We start from the raw sequence: 18,542 nt of genomic DNA on the forward strand, positions 1-18,542 counted from the left end.
GCATTCGGGTTGTTATCAAACCGTGGTCTGAAGCCCTTCCGAAGGCTCTGATCCCGCACGCGGACGGCGATCCGAGACTTGGTCCGGCCCAGTTTACGGAACCGCCCCGGCGCCCCGGATCTCAACGAGCCGATCACGGGCGGGCCACAGCCCGCACAGAAGCGGTCAGATCCGGTCGTCCTCCAGGGCCAGCGCCGCGAACAACTCCACACCCACGCCGATCGCCCGCTCGTCCACGTCGAACCGGCCCTGGTGCAGGTCCCGGACGGTGGTGTCGCCGGGGGCGCGGACCCCGAGGCGGGCCAGCGCGCCCGGGGCGTGCTCCAGGTACCAGGAGAAGTCCTCACCGCCCAGGCTCTGCTCGGTGCCCTCCACCACCTGGGCGCCGCCCTGACCGAACCGGGCGGTCATCGCCGCCTCCAGCCGGGCGACCGAGACCGCCTCGTTGACCACCGGCGGGACCCCGCGGTGGTAGTCCAGCGTCCACTTGGCCCGGTAGGTCTCGGCGAGCTTGGCGATCAGCTCGTGCAGCAGGTCCGGCGCCTCGCGCCAGCCGTCCAGCTCCAGGCAGCGGACGGTCCCCTCCAGTTCGGCGTGCTGCGGGATGACGTTGGGCGCGGAGCCGGAGGTGATCCGGCCCCAGACCAGGCTGACGCCCCAGCGCGGGTCCATCCGGCGGGCCAGCGCGCCCGGCAGGTCCGCGGCCATCCGGGCGATCGCGGTCACCAGGTCGGTGGTCAGGTGCGGGCGGGCGGTGTGCCCGCCGGGGCCGTCCAGGTGCAGCACCAGCCGGTCGCAGGCCGAGGTGATCGCGCCGACCCGCAGGGCGATCCGGCCGACCTCCACCTTCGGATCGCAGTGCACCGCGAAGATCCGGCCGACGCCGTCCATCCCGCCCGCGCCGATGACGTCCAGGGCACCGCCCGGCATGACCTCCTCGGCCGGCTGGAACACCAGCCGGACCGGGCGGCGCAGCTCGCCGGTGCGGACGGCCTCGGCCAGCACCAGGCCGAGACCGAGCACCACCGAGGTGTGCACGTCGTGGCCGCAGGCGTGGGCCCGGCCGGGGACGGTCGAGCGGTACGGCACGTCGGACTTGGCGTCGTCGATCGGCAGCGCGTCGATGTCGGCGCGGAAGGCCAGGAATTCGGTGCCCGGGGCGGTGCCGGCCGGGACGACGTCGACCAGCAGGCCGGTGCCGCCGGGCAGCACCCGCGGCTGCAGGCCCGCCGCCACCAGCCGGTCGCGCAGCAGGTCGGTGGTGCGGAACTCCTGGCGGCCCAGCTCCGGGTGCCGGTGCAGATCACGCCGGAAGGCGATCAGCTCGGGCTCCAGCCTCCGGACCCGGTCCCGCAGTTCGGCGGCGGGGCGGGCGGCGGCGAGAGTGGTGCCCGGCTGAGCGGGCTCAGGACGGTTCATCTCCCCAAGACTAGGCCCCTTGGGGGGATTTGGCCCGACTTCCGGAAAACCAGTCCCCGGATGGGCGCATACCGGCCGGATAGGTGGGTATGACATCTCGTTTCCGCCGCCTTCCCCGGGTTGCTTGTCCTGCGCAACGATCCCCCGGGCCGGCGGTCACGGCCCCCACCCGCTCGACGGCCGACGGTGCTTGACAGCCGTTCAGGAACGTTCACGAACATTCACGGACTATCGCGAACGACCAGTAACACTCAGAAGCGCTCCACCGGAGCGTACGTGCCCCACACCCCGCGCAGCGCGTCGCAGACCTCGCCGACGGTGGCCCGGGCGGCCAGCGCCTCCTTCATCGGGTACAGCACGTTCTCCGGGCCCTCCGCGGTGCGGCGCAGCGCGTCCAGCGCCCGGGTGACGGCCGTGGCGGAGCGCCCGGCCCGCAGCCGGGCCAGCCGTTCGGCCTGCTGCCGCTCGATCGCCGGGTCCACCCGCAGCGGCTGGTAGGGCTCCTCCTCGTCCAGCCGGAAGCGGTTGACGCCGACCACCGTGCGCTCGCCGGAGTCGGTCTCCTGCTGGATGCGGTAGGCGGTGCGCTCGATCTCGCCCTTCTGGAAGCCCCGCTCGATCGCGGCCACCGCGCCGCCCTGCTCCTCGACCCGGGCCATCAGCGCCAGCGCGGCCGCCTCGACCGCGTCGGTCAGCGACTCGACCGCGTAGGAACCGGCGAAGGGGTCGACGGTGGCGGTCACGTCGGTCTCGTGGGCGAGCACCTGCTGGGTGCGCAGGGCCAGCCGGGCGGCCTTCTCGGTGGGCAGCGCGATCGCCTCGTCGAAGCTGTTGGTGTGCAGCGACTGGGTGCCGCCGAGCACCGCGGCGAGCGCCTGCACCGAGACCCGGACCAGGTTCACCTCGGGCTGCTGGGCGGTGAGCTGCACCCCGGCGGTCTGGGTGTGGAAGCGCAGCATCTGCGAACGGGGGTCCCTCGCGCCGAACTCCTCCCGCATGATCCTGGCCCAGATCCGGCGGGCGGCGCGGAACTTGGCGACCTCCTCGAGGAGCGTGGTGCGGGCCACGAAGAAGAAGGAGAGCCGGGGCGCGAAGTCGTCCACGGCCATCCCGGCGGCGAGCGCGGTCCGGACGTAGGCGATCCCGTTGGCCAGGGTGAAGGCGATCTCCTGCGCCGGATCGGCCCCGGCCTCGGCCATGTGGTAGCCGGAGATGGAGATGGTGTTCCAGCGCGGGATCTCGGCCCGGCAGTACCGGAACACGTCGGCGACCAGCCGCAGCGAGGGCTGCGGCGGGAAGATGTAGGTGCCGCGGGCGATGTACTCCTTCAGCACGTCGTTCTGCACCGTGCCGGTGAGCGCCGAGGGCGCCACCCCCTGGGCCTCGCCGACCAACTGGTAGAGCAGCAGGAGCAGGGCGGCCGGCGCGTTGATGGTCATCGAGGTGGACACCTCGCCGAGCGGGATGCCGTCGAAGAGCACCGCCATGTCCTCGATGCCGTCCACGGCCACGCCGACCTTGCCGACCTCCCCGGCGGCGAGCGGCGCGTCCGAGTCGTAGCCCATCTGGGTGGGCAGGTCGAAGGCCACCGAGAGGCCGGTCCCGCCGCCCGCGATCAGCTGGCGGTAACGGGCGTTGGACTCGGCGGCGGTGCCGAAGCCCGCGTACTGGCGCATCGTCCACGGCCGGCCGGTGTACATCGTCGGGTAGACGCCCCGGGTGTACGGGTACTCCCCCGGCCGGCCCAGCCGGGCGTCCGGGTCCCAGCCGGCCAGCGCCTCGGGGCCGTAGAGCGGATCGATCGGACAGCCTGATTCCGAAAGGCGGGCGGATTCGGCGGGGCGCGGCATCGGTCCTCCACGGGAACGGCGGGGGCGCGGGGTCGGTCCTCCCAACCTAGGGCGCGGCCGGGCGGCGGGTGCGCGCCGAGCCGAAGGGCGCGCCGGTGCGGGAGAACCCGGAAGCGATCGGACGAGAACGCGGTTGAGATGATCGGGTGAACGACCGGATGAGCCCCAGGGAGTGGCAATGACCGAGCAGAAGGTGGCCGTGGTCACCGGTGCCAGCAGCGGAATCGGCGCGGCGACCGCCCGCCGGCTGGCCGACGAGGGCTTCGAGGTGGTGCTGACCGCCCGCCGGACCGAGCGGATCGAGGTGCTGGCCAAGGAGATCGGCGGACGGGCGTACACCCTCGACGTCACCGACCGGGCCGCCGTGGACGCCTTCGCGGCCGAGGTCGGCCGGGTGGACGTCCTGGTGAACAACGCCGGCGGCGCGATCGGCGCCGAGAGCGTCGAGCACGGTGACCCGGCCGACTGGCGGGCCATGTACGAGGTGAACGTGCTCGGCGTGCTGCACGTGACGCAGGCGCTGCTGCCCGCGCTGCGCGCCACCGGCGACGGCACGGTGCTGGTGCTCTCCTCGACCGCCGCGCTGGCCGCGTACGAGGGCGGCGGCGGGTACGTCGCGGCCAAGCACGCCGCGCACACCATCGCGGCGACGCTGCGGCTGGAGCTGTGCGGGGAGCCGATCCGGGTGATCGAGATCGCCCCCGGCATGGTGAAGTCCGAGGGCTTCGCGATCACCCGCTTCCGCGGTGACGAGGACAAGGCCGCCGCCGTGTACGCGGGTGTGGCCGAGCCGCTGACCTCGGAGGACATCGCGGACACCGTGGCCTGGGCGGTCACCCGGCCCTCGCACGTGAACATCGACCTGCTGGTGGTCCGGCCCCGGGCGCAGGCCGCCAACCACAAGGTCCACCGCGGCTGACCCGCGACGGGCGGGAGGCCCGGCCCCCGATCGAACACGTGTCGCACACGAGTGGTACACACGTGCGATGACGATCTTCCGGGCCGCCCGCCCACGGGTCCTGCTGACCGCCGTGGCGGCAGGCGCCCTCCTGCTCACGTCCGCCTGCGACGACTCCGCCACGACGGCCCAGGACAAGGCCTCCGGCACCGCCGCGCCCTCCGCCGCGAGCCCCACCGCCACCCCGACCCCGACCCCGAAGCCCAAGGGCGAGGCCGACCCGGCGCTCAAGCCGTTCTACGGCCAGCAGATCACCTGGGCGGACTGCCCGGCCGACCCCAAGGCCGAGCACGCGAAGATCGACGTCTCCGCCATGCGGTGCGGCAAGCTGCACGTCCCGCTCGACTACGCCAACCCCACCGCCGACGCGATCGACCTCGCCCTGATCAAGTACCCGGCGACCGCCAGGGACCAGCGGATCGGCTCGCTGATGGTCAACCCGGGCGGCCCCGGCGCCTCGGGCGTCGAGATGGTCAAGTACGGCGCCAAGGACTTCGACGGCACCCTGCACACCCGCTTCGACGTGATCGGCTTCGACCCGCGCGGCACCGGCGACAGCTCGCCGGTGGTCTGCTACGACGACAAGCAGCTGGACGCCCTCAATCAGCTGGACGCGCCGGACGACCGCGCCGAGCGCAAGGCCGAGCACGTCAAGCAGTCCACCGAGCACGCCGCCGCCTGCCAGGCCAAGTCCGGCAAGCTGCTGCCCTTCGTCGGCACCCGCAACACCGCCCGCGACCTGGACGTGCTGCGCGCCGTCGTCGGCGACCGCAAGCTCAACTACCTCGGCATCTCCTACGGCACCTACCTCGGCGCCCTGTACGCCGAGGAGTTCCCGCAGAACACCGGCCGGCTGATCCTGGACGGCGCCGTCGACCCGGCCCAGGACACCCTGGACCACGGCGTCGACCAGCAGGTCGGCTTCGAGAAGTCCTTCGAGCGCTTCGCCGCCGACTGCGTGGACAACCACCCCGACGAGTGCCCGCTCGGCACGGACCGGACCAAGGCCGCCAAGAAGGCCGCCGACTTCCTGGACGGCCTCCACGACCACCCGCTGACCACCAAGGACGGCCGCGAGCTCGGCCGCGACATGGCCTGGACCGGCGTCATCTCGCTGCTCTACGGCGACGAGAAGACCGCCTGGCAGTACCTGCGGGCCAGCCTCGGCTGGGCCATGAAGCGCGACAAGGGCGACTACCTGATGGCCTTCGCCGACGACTACAACGGTCGCGACGAGAACGGCCACTACAGCCCGATGGACGAGGCCAACGGCGCGATCAGCTGCGCCGACGCGGCCCGCCCCGCGCCGACCCCCGAGCACGCCCAGCAGGCGGTCGACCGGCTGCTCGCCGAGGCGCCGCTGCTGTCCAAGGGCGTCACGGTGGACGACTACCTGGAGCCCGGCTGCGCCTACTGGCCGTTCAAGACCCAGGAGAAGCCCCACACCATCCGGGCCGAGGGCGCCGCACCGATCCTGGTGGTCGGCAGCACCGGCGACCCGGCCACCCCGTACGCCTCGGCCGAGAAGCTGGCCAAGGGCTTCGCCAAGGCGACCCTGCTCACCCGGGTCGGCGAGGGCCACGGCGCCTTCGGCAAGGGCAACACCTGCATCGACCAGGCCATGGACGCCTACCTGACCGACGGCACGATGCCGGCCGAGGGGACCCGTTGCAGCTGAGCCGCCGGTGAGCCGAACAGCGGACGAAGGCGGGGAGGGCGATGACGCGCAGGTGTCAACGTCACAACTTGATAGCTCGTCCGGATGAATTCCGCGTGCGCCCTCCCCAACTGATTACCACTCAACTACCTTTGAGGAGCTGCCCGACCGGCGCCGAGCGCCCCCTCCGCGGCCCCATACTTCAGGTGCTCCACCACCCACCGGCCCCTTCCCGCCCTCCCGAGGAGGACCCGCTGGCCAGCGACATCCCGTCACAGCGGCCCGACGCCAGCACCGAACCGGCCCTCCTCGGGCTGCACCGCTTCAACGAAGCGGACGCCGGCGCCGCCGAGGAGGCCCTGCTGGCCTGCTGCGGCAGCCACCGCTGGGCCCTGCGGCTCACCGCACACCGTCCGTACCCCGACCTAGGGTCCCTGCTGGCCGCCGCCAGCGAGGCCTCCTACGACCTGCGCCCGGCCGACCTGGCCGAGGCACTGGCCGACGAGAGCTGGATGCCGCAACCGCTGCTCGGCATGCGCGCGCCGGGCAGCCAGGCCGCGCACACCGCACTGCGGGCCGCCCACGCCGCGTACGAGGCCCGGTTCGGCCACGTCTTCGTGGTCTGCCTGGACGGCGTCGACCCGGAGGAGATGCTCGACACCGTGCTCTCCTCCATCCGCACCCGGCTGGCCAACGACCCGGACGAGGAGCGACTGATCGCGGCGGACGAGCTCCGACGGATCGCCCTCACCCGCCTGGAGCACCTGGTCGCCACCCATTCGGAGGCCGGGGCGCGGTGATTCACCCGCTCACCTCCGGGGCGCTCGGGCCCGGCGCCGACGGTCGTCGCTCCGGCACTCCCTCCTGCGTCGGCCGCTTGCCGCTCCTCGCTTTCGGCACCGGCGCGCCCCTTCGGCTCGGGGCGCGGTGATTCACCCGCTCACCTCCCGGGCGCTCGGGCCCGGTGCCGACGGTCGTCGCTCCGGCACTCCCTTCGGCTCGGGGCGCGGTGATTCACCCGCTCGCCTCCGAGCCGAAGGCGCGCTGAGCCCCGCCCCCGCACCGCCCGCCGGACGACCCGCCCGTCCGGCCCGGCGGCGCCGGCGAACCGGCCGCCACCGTGGCGCGACGCCCCTGTCACCCAGAGTGAGTAGACTGGGTTTGGTTCCCGCCCCGCTAGGCCAGAAGTGCCTGATTGATCACACATAGGGGCCCCGGAGGCGGTTCCCGACAAGGCGTCGATAGGATGCTGGCGGCCGGTGGACCGTACCCGGCCGGGCTGACCGACACCGAAGCCGGCCGAGCCCCCAATCGCTTCCGGAGGGTTTTTCCGTGCCGGCTGGAACGCTGTACCGCGGCCGGGAAGGCATGTGGAGCTGGGTGGCTCATCGAGTCACCGGCGTCCTCATCTTCTTCTTCCTGTTCGCCCACGTCCTGGACACCGCCCTGGTGCGAGTGTCGCCGGAGTCCTACGACAGCGTCATTAAGACGTACAAGACTCCGCTCGTGAACCTGATGGAGTACGGCCTGGTGGCCGCCATCCTGTTCCACGCGCTCAACGGCCTGCGCGTCGTCGCGGTGGACTTCTGGTCCAAGGGCCCGAAGTACCAGAAGCAGATGCTCTGGACCGTCGTCGGAGTCTGGGTCCTGCTGATGGCCGGCTCCTTCTACGGGATCCTGCAGCACACGCTGATCTCCTGGTTCGGGAAGTGAGCTGACTGATGTCCACGGAAATCTCCGACGCGCTCGTCGTCCCCTCGAAGCAGGCGCACACCGGCCAGGGCCTCGGCACCGGCAACCCGGCCGACGCCTTCGTCATCGAGCCGCCGCGCAAGCGGACCGCGAAGACCCCGCGCCGCACCCGCACCAACTTCGAGATGCTGGCCTGGCTCTTCATGCGCCTGTCCGGCATCGTCCTGGTCGCCCTGATCATCGGCCACCTGTTCATCATGCTGATCATGGACGGCGGCGTCTCCAAGATCGGCTTCGCCTTCGTGGCCGGCCGCTGGGCCTCGCCGTTCTGGCAGGGCTGGGACCTCCTGATGCTGTGGCTCGCCATGCTGCACGGCGCCAACGGCATGCGTCAGGTCATCAACGACTACGCCGAGAAGGACTCGACCCGGCTCTGGCTCAAGGGGCTCATGGGTACCGCCACGGTCTTCACCGTGCTGCTCGGCACCCTGGTGATCTTCACCTTCGACCCCAACATCTGAGCCGCGAGCACCATCGACCATCGGCAGAGGCCAGAGGCGAGTTAACCCCCCATGCAGATTCACCAGTACGACACCGTCATCGTCGGCGCCGGCGGCGCCGGCATGCGCGCGGCCATCGAGTCGACGCAGCGCAGCCGCACCGCCGTCCTGACCAAGCTCTACCCGACCCGGTCCCACACCGGCGCGGCCCAGGGCGGCATGTGCGCCGCGCTGGCCAACGTCGAGGAGGACAACTGGGAGTGGCACACCTTCGACACGGTCAAGGGTGGTGACTACCTGGTCGACCAGGACGCCGCCGAGATCATGTGCAAGGAGGCCATCGACGCCGTCCTCGACCTGGAGAAGATGGGCCTCCCCTTCTCCCGCACCGAGCAGGGCCGGATCGACCAGCGCCGCTTCGGCGGTCACTCCCGCAACCACGGCGAGGCCCCGGTCCGCCGCTCGTGCTACGCGGCCGACCGCACCGGCCACATGATCCTCCAGACGCTGTTCCAGAACTGCGTCAAGCACGGCGTCGAGTTCTTCAACGAGTTCTACGTCCTCGACCTGCTGATCAACGAGGGCAAGACGGCCGGCGTCGTCGCCTACGAGCTGGCCACCGGCGAGATCCACGTCTTCCAGGCCAAGGCCGTCGTGTTCGCCTCCGGCGGCACCGGCAAGATGTTCAAGGTCTCCTCGAACGCCCACACCCTCACCGGTGACGGCCAGGCGGTGGCCTACCGCCGCGGCCTGCCGCTGGAGGACATGGAGTTCTTCCAGTTCCACCCGACGGGCATCTGGCGCATGGGCATCCTGCTCACCGAGGGCGCCCGCGGCGAGGGCGGCATCCTGCGCAACAAGGACGGCGAGCGCTTCATGGAGCGCTACGCCCCCGTCATGAAGGACCTCGCGTCCCGTGACGTCTGCTCCCGCGCGATCTACACCGAGATCCGCGAGGGCCGCGGCTGCGGTCCGGAGGGCGACCACGTCTACCTGGACCTGACCCACCTGCCGCCGGAGCAGCTGGACGCCAAGCTGCCGGACATCACCGAGTTCGCGCGCACCTACCTCGGCATCGAGCCCTACACGGACCCGATCCCGATCCAGCCCACCGCGCACTACGCCATGGGCGGCATCCCGACCAACGTCGAGGGTGAGGTCCTGCGCAACAACACCGACGTCGTCCCGGGCCTGTACGCGGCCGGCGAGGTCGCCTGCGTGTCCGTGCACGGCGCCAACCGCCTGGGCACCAACTCCCTGCTGGACATCAACGTGTTCGGCCGTCGCGCGGGCATCGCCGCCGCCGACTACGCCAACGCCAACGAGTTCGTCCCGCTGCCGGAGAACCCGGAAGAGCTGGTCCAGAACATGGTCGAGAAGCTGCGCGAGGCGACCGGCACCGAGTCCGTGGGGCAGATCCGCAAGGAGCTGCAGGAGACCATGGACGCCAACGCGATGGTGTACCGCACCGGTGCCACCCTGAAGCAGGCGGTCGAGGACATCGCCGCGCTGAAGGAGCGCTACAAGAACGTCTCCATCCAGGACAAGGGCTTCCGCTACAACACGGACCTCCTGGAGGCCATCGAGCTGGGCAACCTGCTCGACCTGGCCGAGGTGCTGGCCGTCTCCGCGCTGGCCCGCGAGGAATCCCGCGGCGGCCACTACCGCGAGGACTTCCCGACCCGTGACGACGTGAAGTTCATGCAGCACACCATGGCGTACCAGGAGGTCGCCGCCGACGGCAGCACCTCCATCCGCCTCGACTACAAGCCGGTCGTCACGACCCGCTACCAGCCGATGGAGCGTAAGTACTGATGAGCACTCCGACTGTGGAGCACTCGGCCGCTCTGGACGCGGCCGAGGCCGGTGGCACCCAGCTGATCACCGTCACCTTCCGGGTCCGCCGGTTCAACCCGGAGGAGCACCCGGACCCGGTGTGGGTGGACTACCAGCTCACCATGGACCCGAAGGAGCGCGTCCTGGACGCGCTCAACAAGATCAAGTGGGAGCAGGACGGCACCCTCACCTACCGCCGTTCCTGCGCGCACGGCATCTGCGGCTCCGACGCCATGCGGATCAACGGCCGCAACCGGCTGGCGTGCAAGACCCTGATCAAGGACGTCAACCCGGAGAAGCCGATCACGATCGAGGCCATCAAGGGCCTGACGGTCCTCAAGGACCTGGTCGTGGACATGGACCCGTTCTTCCAGGCGTACAAGGACGTCATGCCGTTCCTCATCACCAAGGGGAACGAGCCGACCCGCGAGCGCCTGCAGTCCGCCGAGGACCGCGAGCGCTTCGACGACACCACCAAGTGCATCCTGTGCGCCGCGTGCACGTCGTCCTGCCCGGTCTTCTGGAACGACGGCCAGTACTTCGGCCCGGCCGCCATCGTCAACGCGCACCGCTTCATCTTCGACTCGCGCGACGAGGGTGCCGAGCAGCGCCTGGAGATCCTCAACGACCGTGAGGGCGTGTGGCGTTGCCGCACCACCTTCAACTGCTCCGAGGCCTGCCCGCGTGGCATCGAGGTCACCAAGGCGATCCAGGAAGTGAAGCGGGCGCTGGTCACCCGCCGCTTCTGATCCCGGCCTGAGCAGGATCGAGGGCCCCGTCCGATCGACCGATCGGACGGGGCCCTCGGTTTTCCGCTGGTTCAGCGCTTCGAGGTCGTTCGCACCGGTCCAGCCGCTGTACATCACCAGGCGGCGGTCTGCCGTGACGGCCCACAGGTCAAGCTTGCCGTCGCCGTCGGCGTGGTGAGCAGGCCGGCGGCCATGGTCACCACGGCTACCCCCGAGTCTGCGGGTACGCGAAAGTGTCATGGAGATCCCCACCCCTTGTGATCAGCGCGTCGGGTACGCGCGTGAGAGCGGTGAGGACCTTGCCGGTGGGGGCCGACGGCGGCAACGCGATTGTCAGTCCGTGGCCGGGGTGCGGCGGGTGGCGCGCAGGCCGCGGAGGCCGATGGCGCCGACGGCGATGCCGAGGACGAAGGACGTGATCGCCAGCAGCAGGTGGATCCAGAAGAAGGCGGTGGGCTGGGAGTGGTCGCCGTTCACGAAGGCCTGGCCGCCGGAGTCCTTCCACAGGTTCTTGACGAAGGTCGTCCAGATGATGATCGACCAGACGCCGAAGGCGGACAGGAACCAGGACGTGCGGCGGCTGAGCTTCATGGGATGGTCCTCGGCGGGGAGTGTGGAGGCGGTGTGCCTCCCCAAGTATGCGCGGGCCGCTGATCGGCCTACGGCGAGCCCCTCATGCGGGGGACCTGTGCGGCGTGGCGCACGCTGCCGCGCCCCGATGGGTACGGTCAGTCGGTGTCCACATCCCGTCACACCTTCGCGCAGCTGTGCGCCGCGGTCACCGCGGCCCTCCCGGTTCTGCTCGCCGCCCCCGCGGCGGTCGCGGCCCCGCAGACGCCGCCCCCGTCGACCGCGGTCGGCGGTGAGCGGCTCGGGCTCCCCGGGGTCCAGGTCAATCCGCTGGCGGGCGCGCCGGCGCTGCCGACGGACCTCACCGGCCTGTCCTGGATAGTCTCCGACGCCACGTCGGGGGAAGTACTGGCGTCCTACAACCCGCACCTCAGGCTGCCTCCGGCGAGCACCCTGAAGATCCTCTTCGCGGACACCGTGCTGCCCAAGTTCGACCGCAACGCGGTGCACCGGGTCGCCGACGCGGAGATCCAGAACATCGGCCCCGGCAGCAGCCTGGTCGGCATCAAGGAGAACCTGGACTACCGGGTCGAGGACCTGTGGCGCGGGGTGTTCCTGAGCTCGGGCAACGACGCCGTGCACGTCCTGGCGCACATGAACGGCGGCGTCCAGCAGACCGTCAACGAGATGCAGGCCCGCGCCGAAGCCCTGCAGGCCCGGGACACCGAGGTGATCTCCCCGGACGGCTACGACATGGACGGCCAGGTGTCCTCGGCCTACGACCTGTCGCTGTTCGCCCGCTCCGGTCTGCGCAACCCGGACTTCCGGATGTACTGCGCGACCCGGGACGCCCAGTTCCCCGGCGCCGTCGACAAGAACACCGGCCGGCGCGGCAGCTTCGGGATCGCCAACACCGACCGGCTGCTGGGCAAGTACCCCGGCCTGATCGGGGTGAAGAACGGCACCACCACCAACGCCGGCTCGACCTTCGTGGGCGCCGCCCAGCGGAACGGGCGCACCCTGCTGGTGACGGTGATGCACCCGGCCAGCTACCAGCGGGTCTACGACGAGACGGCCGAGCTGCTGGACTGGGGCTTCGCCGCGGCGGGCAAGGTCCAGCCGGTCGGCCGGCTGGTCGACGAGAAGCCGGCCGGCAGCGAGAAGCCGGCCGGCAGCGGGGAGCCGACCGGCCAGGCGGCCGGCGCCACCGGTGCCGCCGCCCCGCCGCCGCATTCCTCCACCACCCCGGCCGGGCCGGACGCCGTGTCGGCCGGGGACGACTGGCTGGGCCTGCTGGGCGGCTGGTCGGCCGTGGTGGCCGGAGCCGTGGTCGGGGCGGTCGCCGTGGTGCTCCTCCGGCGCCAGACGCCGGGCCGCTACTAGCGCTGACCCCAGCGGGCGAATCACCGCGCCCCGAGCTGAAGGGGCGCGCCGGTGCCGAAAGCGAGGAGCGACAAGCGACCGACGCAGGAGGGAGTGCCGGAGCGACGACCGTCGGCACCGGGCCCGAGCGCCCCGGAGGCGAGCGGGCGAATCACCGCGCCGCCTCCGACTCGTCGGCGGCGGCCAGCAGTGCCCGGCCGTGCTCCCTGGTCCGCTCCCGGGCGGCCGCCGGGTCGGCCGTCGCCGTCCAGGCCACGCAGTACATCAGCAGCCGGCTGACGAAGTTGATCCACAGCAGCAGCGCCACCGGCGTGGCGAAGGCGCCGTACAGGCTCCGCCCGGCGACCGAGCCGAGGTAGGAGGCGAGCAGCAGCTTCAGCAGTTCGAAGCCGACCGCGCCGATCAGCGCACCGCGCACCAGGTCGCGGCGGCGCTGGCCGGTGATCCCGGGGAAGGGCGCCAGCAGGTAGGCGAAGAGCAGCATGTCGCACGCTATGGCGATGACCACGCCGACCCCGGTCAGCAGGTACCCGCTGCCGAGGCCGATCGCATCGGCGATCCGCCCGGCGAGGGTGGTGCCGGCGGCGGAGGCGGCCAGCGAGAACAGCGACACCAGGCCGAGGCCGGCCAGCACCACGACGTCCCGGGCCTTGCGCAGCACCGGGTTGCCCTTCTCCTCGGGCAGCTGCCAGAGGTCCCGGATCGAGGTGCGCATGGTGTTGACCCAGCCGAGGCCGGAGACCAGCAGCAGGGCCCCGCTGACCAGCCCGAGGGCGCCCGCGTTGGCCACCAGGGAGGGCAGGTTGAGCGCGTCCGACAGGCCGGGCAGCTGGTCGGAGATGCGGTGCTGGAGGTCGTCCACCTGGCTGCCGTCGAGTGTCGCGACGGCGATCGCCAGGCCCACCGTGAGCAGCGGGAACAGGGCGAGGAAGCCGAAGAAGGTGACGGCGCCGGCCAGCCGGTTGCCGCGGGCGGCGGCGAAGTACTCGTACACCCGGTAGGGGCGGCTGCGCAGCACCCGGGCCACGAGCGGGCCCAGGACCGGAAGGCGGGTCAGGAAGTCCACCCGACCGGTTATACCGGCCCGTCCCCCGAACGGCCGTCAGGCGCGGGCCGGAGACAGGTCCTAGCGGTTGACGAGCCGGCGGGCCTTCGCGAGGGCGCGGACGGTCTGGTACGCGGCGTAGCGGCCGTGGCCGAGCAGTTCGGTGCGCACCCCGTCCACGCCGGCCGGCGGGCGGTAGCCGGCCGGGCGCAGCCGGGCGCAGTGCGCGGCTGCGCGGCGGAAGTACTCGCGGCGGTCGCCGGGCGGGATCCGGCCGGGCTTGGCGACCACGGTGTTGAGGTGGTTGAGCATCTTCCCGAAGACGACCGGGCGCCAGGGGTCCAGGTCGGGGCGGCGGTCGAGGAAGGCGAACACCAGGTCGTACTGGGCGAACACGTCGAAGTGCTTGCGGCTGGCGGTGGCCAGGATGTTGCCGCCCTCCTGGCGCTGGCGGTAGTGCACGCCGACCCGGTCGAGCAGGGTGATGCTCGCGGCGGCGAGCAGCGCCGGGTACGTCCAGGGGGTGTCCTCGTAGTAGCCGGCCGGGAACTCCAGCCGCTGGTCGGCGATGAACGCGCGGCGGTAGGCCTTGTTCCAGACGACCTGGAGCAGGTCGAGCAGGTCGGGGCGGGCGGCGAGGTCGAAGACGTCCGGGGAGGCGGCGCCGAAGACGTGCCCGGCGGCGGCCCGGGTGATCCGGCCGTCGGCGTAGGTGCGGGCGTAGTCGTAGACCAGGACGTCCGGGTCGCCGGTGGCGGCGAGCCGCTCGTCGACGGCCTCCAGCAGGCCGGGTGTGAGGGTGTCGTCGCTGTCGAGGAAGATCACGTACTCGCCGGTGGCGACCTCCAGGCCGGCGTTGCGGGCCCGGCCGAGGCCGACGTTCTCCGGCAGGTGGAGCACCCGGACCCGGGGGTCGGCGGCGGCCGCCGCGTCCAGCACCGCGCCGCAGCCGTCCGGTGAGCGGTCGTCCACCGCGATCAGTTCGAAGTCGGGTCCGCCCTGGCCGAGGACCGATTCGAGGCACTCGGAGAGGTAGTCCTGGACCTGGTACACGGGGACGATCACGCTGAAGCGGGGCACGGGGCCAGCGTAGTGGGCCCGGGGCGGTCCGGGCTCCGGAGGTAGGATCGGGGCGCACGTACGCACCGATCCAAGTGCGGTCAGACCCCCTGCGGGCTGCCACGCTCCTCCCGAGAAAGGCCTGCGTAGCCGATGGCTCCCCGCCTCTCCATCGTCGTTCCGATCTACAACGTCGAGCGTTACCTCGTCGAATGCCTCGACTCGATCGCCGCCCAGACCTTCACGGACTTCGAGTGCGTCATGGTCGACGACGGTTCGAAGGACGACAGCGCGGCGCTCGCCGAGGCGTACGCGGCGAAGGACTCGCGGTTCCGGCTGGTCCGGCAGGTGAACAAGGGCCTCGGGGCGGCCCGCAACACCGGCATCCGGCACATCGACCCGGACTCCGAGTTCCTCTGCTTCGTGGACAGCGACGACTCGATGCCGCCGAGTGCGTACGAGTTGATGATCAACACGCTGGAGGAGACCGGCTCGGACTTCTGCACCGGCAACGTGCTGCGGTTCCGCGCGGTGGGCTACTACCAGTCCGGCGGGCACGCGAAGCCGTTCAAGGAGACCCGGCTCAAGACCCACATCACCGAGCTCCCGGCGCTGGTCACCGACCGCACCGCGTGGAACAAGGTGTACCGCCGCTCCTTCTTCGACGCCGCGGGCCTGCTCTACCCCGAGGGCATCCTGTACGAGGACGCGCCGGTCAGCGTGCCGCACCACTACCTCGCCAAGAGCGTGGACGTGCTCTCCGAGCCGATCTACCACTGGCGCGAGCGCGAGGTCGGCGAGATGTCGATCACCCAGATGCGCACCAACCCCAAGGGCCTGGTCGACCGGGTCGCCTCGGTCGAGCTGGTCCGTGCCTGGCTGAAGAAGCAGACCGAGCCGCGCTTCGCCGAGTACCTGCGCTCCTACGACGAGAACACCCTCGTCGAGGAGATCCCGATGTTCTTCTGGTCCGTCGTGGACGGCGACAAGGACTACCGGGACGCCTACGTCCAGCACGTCAGCCGGCTGCTCCGGTCGATCGGCCAGGAGCAGGTCCGCAAGCTGCGCGCGCCGCTGCGGCTGAAGTACCACCTGACCCTGCAGAACCGGGTGGACGAGCTGGTCGAGCAGATCAAGTACGAGGGCGAGAGCGGCGGCGGCGTGCAGGCCCGCGGTCTGCTGCGGCCGTACGCGGACTACCCGTTCCTGCGCGGCGGGCGCAAGAGCGTGCCGTCCGGCGTGCTCAAGCTGGACAACTCGCTGGTCATGCGCAGCCGGCTGTACGAGAGCGCCTGGGTGGGCGGGAAGCTGCGGCTGACCGGTCACGCGTACCCGGAGCAGCTCGGCGCGGCGAACAAGCACGACATGGTCCGCACCCTGGTGCTGCGCGAGGCCAAGGGCCGCCGGGTGATCGCGGTGCCGATGAAGACCCAGTACAGCCCCGAGGCCACCGCGAGCTGCAACCACGACCTGTACAACTGCGACTGGTCCGGCTTCACCGTGTCCCTCGACCCGAAGAAGCTCAAGCACCGTGGCCAGTGGAAGGACGGCCACTGGCGCGTCCTGGTGGCCGGCGCGGGCAAGGGCGGCATCTACAAGGGCCGGATCTCGGCGGGCTGGCACGACACCGCCGAATCGATCCCGCCGCACTGGGTCGAGCCGGACGTGCGGATCGTGCCGTGGGTGCGGGACAACTTCGTCTACCTGCACGTGGAGACCGTCAAGGCCCGGGTGACCGGCCTGGCCGCGCACGGCGACCGGGTGGAGGTCTCCGGCGCGGCCCGCTCCGGCGCGAGCTTCGCCGGGGCCCGGCTGCGGCTCACCCACATCGAGTCGGACCGCGAGCTGAGCTTCCCGGTGGAGCTGGGCGCGCCGGTCGGCGCGCTGCAGCCGTTCACCTCGTCCGTCGAGGTGGCCGAGCTGACCGCCGTCCGCGAGGCCTGGGCCGAGCTGGACCCGGTGGCCGCCGAGCGCGTCCGCGACCGCTGGGACAGCGCGCTGGTGCTCGCCGACGGCAGCGTCCTCCCGCTGGTCTGGGACGACCGCAACGCGCCCGAGCAGCTGCACCTGCCGCTGGACCCGCAGGCGCCGGCCGAGCAGCGCCGGGCGATCTACACCAAGCCCTCCCCGAGCGGCCACCTGCAGTTCTCCGACCAGCTGCTGCAGCCGGTGGTGGACGAGGTGGCGTCGCGCGGCGCGGACGGCTTCCTGCTGAGCGGCTCGTTCCCGCTGCCCGGCGCGCACCGCTGGGAGCTCGTGGTCCGGCACCACTGGCGCGAGGAGGAGCACGTCTACCCGGTGGAGATCTCGGACGGCCGGTTCCGCACCGCGCTGCCCGCCGTGCCGACCGCCTCCTTCGCCGGCCGCGTCCCGCTCGCCGCCGGCACCTGGCGGGTCTTCTTCCGCCCGGTCGGCGATTCGGCCGCCGCCCTGCCGGACAGCTTCGTGCAGATCTCCCCGGACTGCTTCGGCTCGCTGCCGGTGGAGGTGGAGTCCCGCGGCAAGCGGATCGCGCTGGAGCGCCGCTACCACGACGGCCTGTCGCTGGAGTCGCACTCGGCCCTGCTGCCCGAGGAGCGGTCCGGCTACCGCCAGCGCCAGCTCCGCAGCGTCGACTACCCGGCTGCCCGCCGGCTGCCGGTGCGCGACACCGTGCTGTACAACGCCGGGCACGGCAGCGTGTACGCCGACTCGCCGAAGGCGGTCCACGAGGAGCTGGTGCGCCGCGGCCTGCCGCTGGAGCACCTGTGGGGCAGCGACGACATGCAGGCCGACCTGCCGCGCACCGCGCGGGCGGTGCGGCTGTGGAGCCCGGAGTGGTTCGAGGCGCTGGCGACGGCCAAGTACATCGTCACCAGCACCCACCTGCCCGACTTCTTCGTCCGCCGGCCCGGCCAGGTGGTCGTCCAGACCTGGCTGGGCAGCCCGCTGAAGCAGGTCGGCTTCGACTTCGAGAAGGTCTGGTTCACCGACTCGAACTACCTCAAGGGCCTGTCCCGCGAGGTCCCGAACTGGAGCCTGCTGGTGGCCGGCAACAGCTGGTCCGCCCCGGTGCTGCGGCGCGCCTTCGATTTCCAGGGCGAGATCCTGGAGAGCGGATCGCCCCGGAACGACCTGCTGTTCGCGGCCGACCGGGAGAAGACGGCGGAACAGGTCCGCGAGCGGCTCGGCCTGCCCGAGGGCAAGAAGGTCGTGCTGTACGCGCCGACCTGGCGCGAGGACCGGCGCCGGCCGAACGGCGGCTACCAGATCGACCTGCGGATCGACCTGGCGGCGGCCAAGGCCGCGCTCGGCGACGACCAGGTGCTGCTGGTGCGCCGGCACAACATGATGTGCGGCCAGATCCCGGGCGCCGGCAACGGCTACATCTGGGACGTCGGCAGCTACCCCGACATGGCGGAGCTGCTGCTGATCACCGACGTGCTGGTCACCGACTACTCGTCGAGCGTCTTCGACTTCGCCACCACCGGCAAGCCGATGCTCTTCTTCACCCACGACCTGGAGCACTACCGCGACAACCTGCGCGGTTTCAGCCTGAACTTCGAGGCCGAGGCGCCCGGCCCGCTGCTGGCCACCTCCGAGGAACTGGTCGAGGCGCTGGGCCGGGTGGACGAGGTCGCGGCCGGGTACGCGGACCGGGCGGCCGCGTTCCGCGCGGCGTACTGCGACCTGGACGACGGCAAGGCCGCCGCCCGGGTGGTCGACGCGATGCTCCGCAAGGAGTAGTCCCGGGCCCTTGTCGAGGCGGCCGGGTTCGGGATGATCCTGGACGCCCAGCCGGACATCGAGGTGGTGGCCGAGGCCTGTGACGGCGCCGAGGCGGT

At 71.5% G+C, this 18,542-nt stretch carries 14 protein-coding genes; 9 read left to right on the plus strand and 5 right to left on the minus strand.

Annotated elements, in window-relative coordinates:
* Positions 1 to 165: 165 nt before the first annotated feature.
* Together ACWCYO_RS33295 and ACWCYO_RS33300 are read right to left on the minus strand one after the other, a co-directional pair.
* On the minus strand, positions 166 to 1,419 hold the full coding sequence (locus ACWCYO_RS33295) for an amidohydrolase (RefSeq protein WP_449786307.1): 1,254 nt from the start codon (positions 1,417 to 1,419) through the stop codon (positions 166 to 168).
* A 251-nt stretch (positions 1,420 to 1,670) separates the two neighbouring features.
* Positions 1,671 to 3,269 carry an acyl-CoA mutase large subunit family protein gene (locus ACWCYO_RS33300; RefSeq protein WP_270146548.1) on the minus strand — a complete coding sequence of 533 codons (1,599 nt, stop codon included), beginning with the start codon at positions 3,267 to 3,269 and terminating at the stop codon, positions 1,671 to 1,673.
* A gap of 178 nt (positions 3,270 to 3,447) precedes the next feature.
* Between ACWCYO_RS33300 and ACWCYO_RS33305 the strand changes: the two genes are divergently transcribed.
* The 7 genes from ACWCYO_RS33305 to ACWCYO_RS33335 all read left to right on the plus strand — a co-directional run bounded on the left by ACWCYO_RS33305 (position 3,448) and on the right by ACWCYO_RS33335 (position 10,661).
* Positions 3,448 to 4,188, plus strand: a complete 741-nt coding sequence (locus ACWCYO_RS33305; RefSeq protein WP_449786308.1) for an SDR family oxidoreductase — start codon at positions 3,448 to 3,450, stop codon at positions 4,186 to 4,188.
* A 67-nt stretch (positions 4,189 to 4,255) separates the two neighbouring features.
* Positions 4,256 to 5,905, plus strand: coding sequence for an alpha/beta hydrolase (locus ACWCYO_RS33310; protein ID WP_270146546.1), 1,650 nt, complete (start codon positions 4,256 to 4,258; stop codon positions 5,903 to 5,905).
* A gap of 185 nt (positions 5,906 to 6,090) precedes the next feature.
* A complete protein-coding gene (locus tag ACWCYO_RS33315; RefSeq protein ID WP_449786309.1) occupies positions 6,091 to 6,684 on the plus strand; it encodes a 2-oxo-4-hydroxy-4-carboxy-5-ureidoimidazoline decarboxylase in 594 nt (197 codons plus the stop codon).
* A gap of 532 nt (positions 6,685 to 7,216) precedes the next feature.
* Positions 7,217 to 7,597 (plus strand): succinate dehydrogenase, cytochrome b556 subunit, encoded by a 381-nt coding sequence (gene sdhC / locus ACWCYO_RS33320; protein ID WP_270146545.1) that lies wholly within the window; start codon positions 7,217 to 7,219, stop codon positions 7,595 to 7,597.
* An 8-nt stretch (positions 7,598 to 7,605) separates the two neighbouring features.
* Positions 7,606 to 8,097 (plus strand): succinate dehydrogenase, hydrophobic membrane anchor protein, encoded by a 492-nt coding sequence (gene sdhD, locus ACWCYO_RS33325; protein ID WP_270146544.1) that lies wholly within the window; start codon positions 7,606 to 7,608, stop codon positions 8,095 to 8,097.
* A gap of 51 nt (positions 8,098 to 8,148) precedes the next feature.
* On the plus strand, positions 8,149 to 9,891 hold the full coding sequence (gene sdhA, locus ACWCYO_RS33330) for a succinate dehydrogenase flavoprotein subunit (RefSeq protein WP_270146543.1): 1,743 nt from the start codon (positions 8,149 to 8,151) through the stop codon (positions 9,889 to 9,891).
* Positions 9,891 to 10,661 (plus strand): succinate dehydrogenase iron-sulfur subunit, encoded by a 771-nt coding sequence (locus tag ACWCYO_RS33335; RefSeq protein ID WP_270146542.1) that lies wholly within the window; start codon positions 9,891 to 9,893, stop codon positions 10,659 to 10,661. Before sdhA ends, ACWCYO_RS33335 begins: the two co-directional genes overlap by 1 nt.
* A 333-nt stretch (positions 10,662 to 10,994) precedes the next feature.
* On the opposite strand, the gene ACWCYO_RS33340 is transcribed toward ACWCYO_RS33335, so the two are convergent.
* Positions 10,995 to 11,252 carry an SCO4848 family membrane protein gene (locus tag ACWCYO_RS33340; protein WP_270146541.1) on the minus strand — a complete coding sequence of 86 codons (258 nt, stop codon included), beginning with the start codon at positions 11,250 to 11,252 and terminating at the stop codon, positions 10,995 to 10,997.
* A gap of 144 nt (positions 11,253 to 11,396) precedes the next feature.
* Between ACWCYO_RS33340 and ACWCYO_RS33345 the strand changes: the two genes are divergently transcribed.
* Complete coding sequence (locus tag ACWCYO_RS33345; RefSeq protein WP_270146540.1) at positions 11,397 to 12,614, plus strand: D-alanyl-D-alanine carboxypeptidase family protein; 1,218 nt, start codon at positions 11,397 to 11,399, stop codon at positions 12,612 to 12,614.
* Between the two features lie 151 nt (positions 12,615 to 12,765).
* Here ACWCYO_RS33345 and ACWCYO_RS33350 read toward each other — a convergent pair whose 3' ends face one another.
* Entirely contained in the window at positions 12,766 to 13,680 is a 915-nt protein-coding gene (locus ACWCYO_RS33350; protein WP_449786310.1) for a YihY/virulence factor BrkB family protein, read from the minus strand.
* Positions 13,681 to 13,740: 60 nt separating this feature from the next.
* A complete protein-coding gene (locus ACWCYO_RS33355) occupies positions 13,741 to 14,739 on the minus strand; it encodes a glycosyltransferase family 2 protein (protein ID WP_270146538.1) in 999 nt (332 codons plus the stop codon).
* Between the two features lie 132 nt (positions 14,740 to 14,871).
* Here ACWCYO_RS33355 and ACWCYO_RS33360 point away from each other — a divergent pair, with 132 nt between their 5' ends.
* Positions 14,872 to 18,444: a bifunctional glycosyltransferase/CDP-glycerol:glycerophosphate glycerophosphotransferase gene (locus tag ACWCYO_RS33360; RefSeq protein ID WP_270146537.1), complete on the plus strand. Its 3,573-nt coding sequence runs from the start codon at positions 14,872 to 14,874 to the stop codon at positions 18,442 to 18,444.
* Positions 18,445 to 18,542: the final 98 nt, after the last annotated feature.

The organism is Kitasatospora sp. NPDC001683 (assembly GCF_053596495.1).